This is a genomic window from Dapis hubbardiae BLCC-M172 (genome assembly GCF_050016015.1).
GTDB lineage: Bacteria > Cyanobacteriota > Cyanobacteriia > Cyanobacteriales > Microcoleaceae > Trichodesmium.
Genome location: NZ_JBNHEQ010000234.1, coordinates 7,941 through 18,608, shown reverse-complemented (window position 1 = coordinate 18,608; position 10,668 = coordinate 7,941). Strand labels below are relative to the sequence as shown.

Below are 10,668 nucleotides of genomic sequence, written 5' to 3'. Positions count from 1 at the left end.
TATTTACCTCGGAAAGTTTAAGTAGAAAATTGAAAATTTGTTTATTCAGTTAACTGATGAAAGAGATCCCTCCTAACCCCCTTTATAAAGGTGGGGATTTTCCGGGTGGTTTTTTCTGCGTTGTCTTGATAAGTTGTTTAGCATAATTATTTACCTCGGAAAGTTTAAGTAGAAAATTGAAAATTTGTTTATTCAGTTAACTCATACTATTTTAATCTTAAGCTCCCTTTTAATCTTAATCCCCCCTTTCAAAGGGGGGTTTGGGGCGATTAAACTCCACCACATCTTTACCAGGAATAACTGATAACTTTTTCCAACTTGGAGAAACTTCTGCGGAATTTTGACAAATAACTGGCAACCAACTTGCGCCAGGAAATTTATCTTCCATTACTTGTAATTTTTCCCTCGCTTCTCGCACGGAAATATATAGAGATTTACCATTCGTAAATGACTGGAGAAAATCCTGTAAAAATTTCTGAGCAACTACATCTGGAACTTGTTCTCGCATAACAATAATTGCGGGAATATGTAACTTCGCAAGTTGCCGAGCTAAACCTAATCCATCGCAAGAATTAAAAATCGTTAATTGTAGACCTTTTCTAATAGTTGTTGCTAGGGAATTTTCTAATTCCTCAATTGTCATTTTTGTTTCGTTTCCTAAATAAAAGCATCCGGTACTTCCGTCAGGCTTACTTTTACTATGACCAGAAAAACAAATAATATCCCAACCTTTTTCATCCCATAATTTTTCATCTAATTCTTGGCGACTTGGTTTAACTAAAGAAAAAATTTCGGCTTTGCTGGATAGACTAGACAAATATTCTTTATCTGCTTCAACATTTATTCCTTTGTCATCTCCAAAAATTGCTAAGATACGAATTTTTTCTCTGGCAATATTTAACTTTTCGACTCGGTTAGCTTCTGGCAAACCTATAGCAGTTTCAGCAAATTGATAATCTGAGAAAAAATTCCATAGGTGCCAGGGAAGTCGCTGCATTAAAATATCTTCAGATTGGATAATTAATCGTACTTTGTCTGAGGGATGAAATTTAGTTCGTAGCTCCTTTTCTATTTGGTTAAAACTTGGAGTATTTAACCAGTTGTTGAGGAGAAGTCGCCACTCTTTCTCTAATTCCCGAATCTGACTAATTATTTTCTGAGCTTCTTTTTCCATATCTTTTTTGGAAAAATTTGTTGTCTGCTGTTTCTTCATTTTGATTCTAGGAAGGGAGCCGAAATTTCCATAGCATTCTCTTAATTGTTCATATTTTTGGCTCCAGTTTTGATAGAGTTGAGGAATTTCTGAACTTGCGGGTAATTTACCACTTAAAGAAATTGGTAAAGGATGAGAGTCTAACCAAATATTAGCTCTAATAACTGGAAAACCTGTGGCAAAACTTCCCCCTTCAAAATTGAGAGTCACCAAATAATTAGCAGCGGTTGATTTTTGAAATATCTGATTAACCAAATCTTTCATATTTTTATTTTGCTCTTCCGAACGATAATTTTGTTTCTTTATTTCTGCCAACTCAATCTGATACTTTCTCTCACTTTCCTGAATATTTTGATTGATCTGTCGTTTGGTTTCTTGTAATTCTTGGTGATATTTTTTCTCTAATAATTGAACATTTTGCTCGTAGATTTCCATAAACTCTCGATGGATTTTTTCCTTCTTCTGAGTTTCTGGAGGTACATCGATTTTAATTACTACTACTCCATCACCTTTATTTTCCATCCCTCGAATTTTCATGGGGGTGTCTTCGTTTTCTATTTGTATTGTTTTGAAAGAAGACATAAAGGCTGTAAAGTCAACTCCATTTCGGAATATTAAATCTACAGTATTTAAGACTTCTGTGAATAATTTTGTAAAGTCTCCTTCTTGGAAATATCCACTACTAGGGCGACGCTCTCTATCGTCTGTTTCTGGTTTGGCTTCTTCTAATAAATAGATATATTTTGATTCAACATTATCGAGGATAGTTGTATGGTCAATATTCCAACCTTCTAAACAAGTTCCTGACATTTTAGCGGTGGTAAAGTTAGTAGCTATTGCTAATGCTTCGGTTAAATTTGCATTGTTTAAATTGGCAGCTTGTAGGGAAGCTTCTCCTAAGTCGGCTAGTTTTAAATTGGCATTACTTAAGTCGGCACTTATGAGGTTTGCTCCTCTTAAGTTGGCACTTATATATTCTTGGTCTTTTCCCCATCCAGTTATTAGTAATTCTCTGACTTTTATATCTTCTAATATAGTTGCTTCGACTCTGGCAAATTTTAAATATTTGGTTTGTCGGTAGAATGTGCGAGTGGTATTAGCAAATCGAAAATTTGTGCTTTTAAGAATGGCATGACTAAAGTCGGTATCGGTTAAATTAGCATTTTTAAAACAGGTGCCTCCTAAAGTTCCAATGGCAACAGCAAATTTAAGAATGAAAAGATTATTTTTGTCTTCAGCTAATATCTTTTTTGCGATTTGTCTGGTTATTAATATTAGGGTTAGAGAAAGAGATACAGCTACGATAACAACCATCCAGTGATAAAATATTTTGTCTTGATAATAGTCATCTGAGTTTTTAGCAAGAATCCTTGTGGTAATTAATGCCAGTGTTCCTGCTCCAGCTACTGCTATATTTGCTAACCATTTTTCAGTCATAATTTCAGCTAAAACTACTGCTAAACTGAGAGTAAAAATCAAGACAAATATTGCGAAGACAGAGATAATCAAGCTAGCAATTATATCGATAGAGCTACCATCATTTAAGTTCTGAACAATACTGCTAAATCTGAAATATCTTAACTTTCCAGTCCATTCAACAAACTGTGCTTCTGTAATTCCCAAAAAACTGAAAAATTTTCTGAACAAAGCATACCATTCTCTAGCATTTTCCTCTCCTATACCAAGCACTCCAAGTATGGAAACTATGACCATTGTTAGAGGAACTACAGAAAATAAATATCCTATTGTTTTTTGAATGCTTTGACGAATAGTAATTACCAATATACTAATATTGACAAATTCTATAAATATAAAAATAATTGCACCGATAGGAATAGGAATTGGTTTTGTTGGTTTTGGAAGGATAAAACCTGTGGGAATATCAACAGCAACAGTTGCAGCTATTCCTGCAATTATAGATAGGATAACTGTAATAATAAATAGTCGAATAACCTGAGATTTTGTTAATCCTGCTAAAGCATAATTGAACTTAGCACCCGTGAGATTTGCTCCGGTAAAATCTGCTCCTCTTATATCGGCAAAAGAGAAGTCTTGATTAGTCAAATCTTGATTTTTAAAAGAACGACCTTGATAATTTTTGCGTGCTTGTTTTGATGGATAAGTTAGCATTAGATACACTCCTGAAAGTTGAAAAAGTTTTTGTTCGTAGTTGGGCTTCAGCCCTAGATATATATTTGTTGAAGTAATTATTTATGATTAATTGCTGATAACTGATAACTGTTAACTGATAACTGAAAGAACGACCTTGATAATTTCTACGTTGTTGTTTAGATGAATGAATTAGCATAATTATTTACCCCTGAAAAATTAATTAGAAAATTTATTTACTACTCGGTCGAGATTTCCTGTAGGGGCAAACGGCCGTTTGCCCCTACAACAATTGAATAATTACTAAGAAGATGAATTTTCCTCTAACCAATTTTCTAAATCTGCCAAAACTGCTTTGACATCCAAAGTAGGGGCGAATGGCCATTCGCCCCTACTCAATTGATCGGGATTATAGGGATTAACAATTGTGAGAGATTGAATGACTTTTTCCCCTCCATAAATTATGGCATTGAGAAAACTAATTAAAATGTCTGTACTCTGTTCCGAACCGAATATTTTTTTAAAGGCATAATCAATTTTGGGGCTGATAAATTTCATAGTAATTTGTCTCCTTTGATAATTAATAGAGGTACATTACTCGCGGGCAAGATGCCTATAAATAACTGTTAACTATTTTCCTCAAAATTTCCTGTAGGGGCAAAAGGCCGTTTGCCCCTACAACAATTGAATAATTACTATGAGGATGAATTTTCCTGTAACCAATTTTCTAAATCTGCCAAACTATTAAAATTTAAAAATACCTTGACCAAACTTTCTAAATTTGCCAAAGGTAGAGTTTCTATCCGATATTTAATATTTTCAGAAACTTCTCCAAAACGTTGAGTAATTAAAACCATAACTAGAAAAATTGTTTGTTTAATTCTTCCTTGCTCTTCCGCATAAATTATCCGCTCTTTTTCATCTTGCATTGTTCTTTCTAGACGCTCAACTATTGACTGATAACTGTTAACTGATAACTGATAACTGAAAAAAGACATCATATCTTCACTTTGCTGATGAGATGTGGCAAATTTTTCCTCCTGACTAAGAGATTTATCCAAAGACTTTTCAGTTAATTTACCCACATCTTCTTGATAAAACTTAGTCAACTGCTGATGAATTTTTCCCTTACTCGCATCTTCAGGTACGCCAATTTTAATTATCACTATTCCATCCCCCTTATTTTCCATACTTTGAATCCTCAAAGTAACTCCTGAATTTTCTTTTTGCACCTGCTCCAAAGCAGACATAAAAGCTTTACCATTAATCCCATTACGGAAAATTAAATCCACAGTATGAAAATTTTCAGCAAATAAACTTGTAAAATCTCCCGGTGCAAAATTTCCACTACTAGGGCGACGTTCCCTATCATTTGTTTGTGGTTTTTCCGACTCTAATAAATAGATATATTCCGACTCAACTTCATCCAAAATAGTGGTGTGATTAATATTCCAAGATTCTAAACAAACTCCTGTCATTTTTGCCTGGGTAAAATTAGTACCTATTGCCAAAACTTCTTTTAAATTTGCTCCATCTAAACAAGCACCTTCCAGAGCTGCTTCGCTCAAATCTGCTATTGTTAAATTGCTCCGAGTTAGGTCAGCATTTCTGAGATTTGCGCCTCGAAGATTCACACTTATATATTGTTGGTTTCTACCATTTCCTGTCACTAACAATTCTCGAATTTTCGGGTCAATTAATATTGTGGTTCCGATTCTAGCAAATGTTAAATATTCGGCTTTGCGCCAGAGAGTATGAGTCACATTTGCTAATCTAAAATCTGTACTTTTTAGGCAGGCATTACTAAAGTTAGTCTCGGTAAGATTAGCATTTTTAAAACTCGTTCCTCCTATGGCTCCAATAGCAACAGCAAGTCGGCGAATAGTTAGATTATTTTCGTCTTCCGTTAAGATTTTTCTGGCAAGATAACTAGCTATTGAGATTAATAATATAGATATAGATATAGCTATTACATAAGTGCCAATACCTAAAACAACTCCCTTTGTAGGTTCCGAGCTAAATAGAAATGTTCCATAGCGATCGTCCATATTTCTTACGACACTTCCAGTAATAATAATCGTGAAAATTATTGACCAAGCTATGACTGAATTTTTCTGGTGTTTTTCTAATTTTATTTCAGCTAAAACAACTGCCAGACTTAGGGTGGTAATTAATACTAATATTGCTCCGACAGAAATAATTAAACTGACAATTATACTAACGACTATATTTACAGAATCAGCGTCGGTTAGTAGGTTAGTTATTCCCTCAATAAGATTGCCACTTCGGAAAGCTTTTAACTCTTTTGAAAGTTCAATAATTTCTGGCGATGGAGGTCGATCGATTCCCAAAAATTTCAACCCTTTTGAGAGATTTCTTTCACTCATAGCAAAAGCTGCTAATACGGGAACTATCAATATTATTAGGGGGATGCCAGAGAATAAATATGCTAAAGTTTTTTTGATTCCTTGCCTAATTGTGACTAATAGTGAGCAAATGTTTATCAGTTCCAGGAGTAAAAAAATAAATAAACCGATGTGAATGGGAATAAGATTACTAGGTTTAGGAACAATAAATTTGAGAGGAATATAAACTGCTGTAAATGTGGCAAAAGCTGAAGTTGCCGAAAGGAAAAAAATCAAAATAGAAAGTATGATTTTCCAAGGTTTTGTTAATCCTGCTAAAGCATAGCTGAAGTTAGCACCTGTCAGATTGGCATTTGTGAAATTTGCACCTCTAATATCTGAGTAGGAAAAATCTTCATGGGAGAGGTCTTGATTTTTAAAAGAACGACCTCGAAGATTTCTTCGGCGATAATTTTCTAGATAGTTTTCCATGATTTTTTTTAATTAGGAAATAGTGTGGGGAGTTAGTCGAGTAACCAATCATCAGAATGAGTAATTATCTTGACTAATCCACTGAGAACTTGATTGTAATTTCCATAAATTTCTCTTGCTTTTTCAACTTTAATGTACTGACATTTAACTGCAAATTTTAACCAAACTTGAGTCTCTGCGACCTCTGCTTCACAGTCACTTAATTTAGCCACAAAACCAGCTTTATATCTGCGTTTTCTCCAAGCTTCTGCCATATTGGCACAAACTGAACGAGAACTACGACGAATTTGATCGGTTAAAGAATATCTTTCTTCTACTGGGAAGTTTTTAGACTGGTCAAAAATTTCCATCGCTACCCAAAATGCCAATTGATAAATGGCTAAATCTTCATAAGTTCTAAAATACTTTTTACCTTTTTCTTCCATCTCGAAATTTAATCACAATTATTTTCCTATCAATACTCCCCACACTCCCCACACTCCCCACACTATTCCAACTATTCCAAACAAAAATATTCAGTAATTATTGCCTCTCCTAACGCTACAGCAATACTAAACTTTTCCCCTCTTTCAGCAAATAATTGAAACTGAATAAAATTATCCGCATCGCGAGATTCTACATCCATTAATTCCTCCCCTTTTTCATCCATAACTATTAACTTAATTCCCGGTGATAAATAAATTTTTTCCCCCATGGAATATACTTGAATTCTAATATTTGCTTCCTCAGTTTCCCACTCAGTTTCCGGTAACCAACTCACAACTAAACCAACCGACTCCTCAACCAGTCGCATTCCTAGATCGATCTTCTTACCCCGCGATATTCTAACTGAACGGGAAGAAAGATTTTCACTACTACGATAACTAGAAGAAATTTCCAGTTGTTCAACATTTAAAATTGACTCAACAGTTTCCCAACCAGTTTCAAATATTCCATCTAACCATTGCAGCAAATTTGTAGAAGTAGAAGTTTGGCGATCGCTTCCTAATCTTTCCTCATACAACATCCGCAATAAATTCTGATTTTCTAACAACGCTCCCCACTTCTCAAACTCCACCTCCAACCGAGAATAATAACCAGGCGATCGCCCCAACTCTCTGACTAAAGCAGTCGCTTCATCTCCAGATAAACTCCCTACTGTTGCTACTTCTGGTTTTGGGAGTGGGCAAATTTCCCGCGCTACCCACATCACGTTTAAGTCTTCCGTCATAAATTCTTGTCCTAAATAATAGATGCGCTCGAATTCGTCATAGTTTGCTTCATTTTTCAGGTTTTGATAACTGGTGTAACCCCAAATTCTCATCCGCTCTTCTTCTGGTTCCACCAGTGCTGCTAAATAATAGTCGCCCACCCAAGTTGGTAAGTCTACCCACTCTTGAGGAATGGCAAATGTTTCTGTATCTATTTCTTCAGTTGGAATGAGAATAATTCTAGTTTCTCCGATAGTAATAGCACTACCATTTACCACTTCCCAAATTTGATTTAAAGTTTCTAAGTTAGGTGATATTTGTGGTTGTGTTTCTGGTGGTTCATCTTCTGCTAAATATTTCATCATTATATTTAAACAGAGATGATTTAAAAAAGCATTCCATCGCGCTGCATCATTAGAATATTTGGGTAATTCTTGCCAAACTTGTTCAATTTCTTCTGGAGAAAATTCTAATATTAATTGGTCTGGATATACTATTGTTAATTCATCTATTGTTAGTGACATTTTTTGTGTTACTGACATTTTTTATTTCTCCTGTTTTTTATAACTATTAGCAGTTATAGCAATCCCAAATTAAATAATTTTATCGTAGGGGTTTGGTTGACAAATCCTATCTTAGCTTTGGTTTGGAGACCAAACCCCTACATTATTAAGAAACCGTGTTTGTATTTATATAACCCACAGAAGTGAAATCTACTGACACAAACCCGGTTTCTACGGGAAAAGAATTTAACTTCTGGCTTCTAGTATGGGCGAATAGCCATTCGCCCCTACTGCTGTTAATTCCAAATTGCATAAGGCGCTTCTTCTTTCAACCATTCTTCTACAAAGCTAACAATTCTTTTGTTTCGAGAATTAGATAAAGAAATATCCATTTTTTCTTTTATCCATTCCTGCAAAAATATCTCTAGATTTTGCTTGACTATTTCAATTTCTTGAGTAATTGTTTGAGAAGAAACCTTCAGCTTTTCTGCCACAGTCTCCAGCTTTAATTTTTCACCATAATATAATCGTAGTATCAGAATTTTTTCCTGATTATTTTCCCCTAATTTTTGCTCTAATGCTGCCTCAAAGTGCTGTTTAAAATAGGGCTTTAAGTATTCCTTTAAAGCTTGATTTTGTTCTTTGATAATTTCTTCATTGGGAGTAATTTCTAAATTTGCTTGACTCCATTTTCCCAAAGCTTCCAAAAGCTTTTTTTCACTCCGTTTGATTTTTCGAGATATTTGATATTGCTGTAAACCAAATATTTCCTTCATTTCAGTTTGCGAGATTTCCAAACCATAATATAGTTGCATTAGTTTCTGAGATTCTAGGGGTAGTTTGGCAAACTCATCCAAACAAATGGAAGCTATTTGCTGTGTTTCTTCTAGTTCTATTTCTCGTTCTGGATGATTCAATTTAATAAATTCAGTTTGGTTGTCTCCATTTCTTTCCAATAAATTTATATCAGTCTTGTCATCAATATAAATATAATCATTTGCTGCGTTTATACAAGTAAAAATCTTTTCTTTAATTGTCTGAAAATTAGTTATTTCTTCCAGGCGATCGCTTTCATCCGTTGAAAGTTTTTTGTTATATTCAGAACATCGTAAATTATAGTATTTTTGAATTTCTTCCCACTGTGTTTGATTGGGTTCCGGTAACTTTCCTTCATTTTTTTTAGGTTGACTATTGCAATAAATTTCTCTGTAGCATTTTACTACTAAAACATAACTTTTAATTTCTTTTTTTGTCTTAATTCCTGACTTAGCTTTTAGAGCTTCTATCAATATCTTGTCACTCAAATATTTAAGTACAGACCAAGTTGAATATCTACGAAATTCTCTACCTACATAAGCTATTTTTCTGACTTCTCTTTTTATTTGCCGTTTTCCCCAGGTCATCGGATTACTGTCTTTAAAATTATATGTTTTATAGATGTTTATCGGTTGGGATGCAATTTTTCTTGCCTCTTGAAAACAATCTAATCTGGTAGAGTTTAGTTTTAGTAGTCTTAATTGTTTATACAATTCCCCCCTCTCAACTACCCAAAAGCAGGCTTCTTCTAAATATGCTGATAAGTTTTTTTCATCTGATTTAGTCTGATTATTTTTTTGCATTTTTGCAATAAAAATTTTCGCAATATCTTCGGCTGTTCCATCGGGAAAAGATTGATATATACGCTCAAAATTCTTGGCTAAATTAGGTATTTTTAGGAAATTATTGACTTTCAGGTTATTTAGTTTTTCTTCTACATCGAAGAAGGTTGAAAATTGTTCTTTGATATTTCTGTTAAGACTCATATTTGCACCTTTGATATATATGTAATGTTTGAAAAAATTGAATTTTGTTCTCTTGGTAAGCATTTAGCTATTAGCAGTCAGCTATCAGCTTTTTTATAACAATTTTATGTGAGGTTGCACTTTAATTATTAAGTAATTAAATATGCCGAAAAACCTTTTTGATAATTACCAGTTAGGAGTGTGTTAATTATTCTTATGTTTACTTCTTCCCCACTTCCTAACTCCCCTATTTCCTACTGCCTGCTCCCTACTCCCTAAGTTCAGTAACATAGGTAGATACTTTCTATCGCAATATTTATGGAACGAATTGAAGTCTGCCCATACGGGTTTCATATTCCAAAATAGAACAACAAATTTAACATCTTGGAAAGCAGAAGGGTTGTAAAAAGAAGGGGATAATAGATAGTAATTTTTTTGATATTTCATTGTAAGTTTAATTCTAAACAATGGGGAATAAATCACAATAAAATTATAGCGATCGCTTCCTAAAATTATTAATTTATGTCATTTTTAGAACGCCTAAAAATGTTGTTTAATCTTGTATTGTTTTCATTGAAAATTAAATCTGTAAAGTAGTAGGAATATTGTGTTCCTGTGGATCGGTTGAACAGAAATGTATGAATTTTTTCTGTAGGGGCAAAAAGGCGTTTGTCCCTACAATGCGATCAACATTATTAAAAAAGAAAGATAGATATCTGGGAATAACGATTAATATTCTAGATCATAATTCAGTCAAAAGTAAAGATTGAGAACAGCAATTTTTGTAAAGATTTGATGAAGCAAAATTTTTTCTAGTAATTTCCCAAAACAAGTGCATAAATTTCACTTCTCAACATAGAGGAATTTAGAGAAGCTTTTTTCAACAATTAATAATTACCTCTTCTTATAAAGAAGAAGATTGGCTAATAGGAGTTTTTTTATCCATGAATGGAGAGGCTGTATACCTTAATTTTTGGGTCAATATTTGATGCAGCAAAATTTTTTCTAGTCATTTCCCGAAACAAGTGCATAAAT

The 10,668-nt window shown here is 33.7% G+C and carries 6 protein-coding genes and 1 pseudogene; all 7 read right to left on the bottom strand.

Annotated features, from left to right (window positions below; genetic code table 11):
* Positions 1-235 precede the first annotated feature (235 nt).
* Positions 236-3,343, bottom strand: a complete 3,108-nt coding sequence (locus tag ACP6PK_RS21720) for a pentapeptide repeat-containing protein (protein ID WP_426562570.1) — start codon at positions 3,341-3,343, stop codon at positions 236-238.
* The gene (locus ACP6PK_RS21715; protein ID WP_426562568.1) at positions 3,288-3,521 is read right to left on the bottom strand and encodes a hypothetical protein; all 234 of its coding nucleotides are present in this window, start codon (positions 3,519-3,521) and stop codon (positions 3,288-3,290) included. Before ACP6PK_RS21715 ends, ACP6PK_RS21720 begins: the two co-directional genes overlap by 56 nt.
* Positions 3,522-3,661: 140 nt before the next feature.
* Positions 3,662-3,880 (bottom strand): annotated as a pseudogene (locus tag ACP6PK_RS21710) (PD-(D/E)XK nuclease family transposase); the annotation flags it as partial.
* A 137-nt stretch (positions 3,881-4,017) separates the two neighbouring features.
* Positions 4,018-6,159 carry a pentapeptide repeat-containing protein gene (locus ACP6PK_RS21705; protein WP_426562566.1) on the bottom strand — a complete coding sequence of 714 codons (2,142 nt, stop codon included), beginning with the start codon at positions 6,157-6,159 and terminating at the stop codon, positions 4,018-4,020.
* Between the two features lie 32 nt (positions 6,160-6,191).
* Positions 6,192-6,584 (bottom strand): four helix bundle protein, encoded by a 393-nt coding sequence (locus tag ACP6PK_RS21700; RefSeq protein ID WP_426562564.1) that lies wholly within the window; start codon positions 6,582-6,584, stop codon positions 6,192-6,194.
* Between the two features lie 71 nt (positions 6,585-6,655).
* Positions 6,656-7,891 (bottom strand): DUF1822 family protein, encoded by a 1,236-nt coding sequence (locus tag ACP6PK_RS21695; protein WP_426562562.1) that lies wholly within the window; start codon positions 7,889-7,891, stop codon positions 6,656-6,658.
* 257 nt (positions 7,892-8,148) lie between these two features.
* Entirely contained in the window at positions 8,149-9,654 is a 1,506-nt protein-coding gene (locus ACP6PK_RS21690) for a sigma-70 family RNA polymerase sigma factor (protein WP_426562560.1), read from the bottom strand.
* Positions 9,655-10,668: the final 1,014 nt, after the last annotated feature.

Coding starts and splice junctions, on each gene's coding strand:
- ACP6PK_RS21715 (WP_426562568.1), bottom strand. CDS start 3,521: ATGCTAATTCATTCATCTAAACAACAACGTAGAAATTATCAAGGTCGT.
- ACP6PK_RS21700 (WP_426562564.1), bottom strand. CDS start 6,584: ATGGAAGAAAAAGGTAAAAAGTATTTTAGAACTTATGAAGATTTAGCC.
- ACP6PK_RS21695 (WP_426562562.1), bottom strand. CDS start 7,891: ATGTCAGTAACACAAAAAATGTCACTAACAATAGATGAATTAACAATA.
- ACP6PK_RS21720 (WP_426562570.1), bottom strand. CDS start 3,343: ATGCTAACTTATCCATCAAAACAAGCACGCAAAAATTATCAAGGTCGT.
- ACP6PK_RS21705 (WP_426562566.1), bottom strand. CDS start 6,159: ATGGAAAACTATCTAGAAAATTATCGCCGAAGAAATCTTCGAGGTCGT.
- ACP6PK_RS21690 (WP_426562560.1), bottom strand. CDS start 9,654: ATGAGTCTTAACAGAAATATCAAAGAACAATTTTCAACCTTCTTCGAT.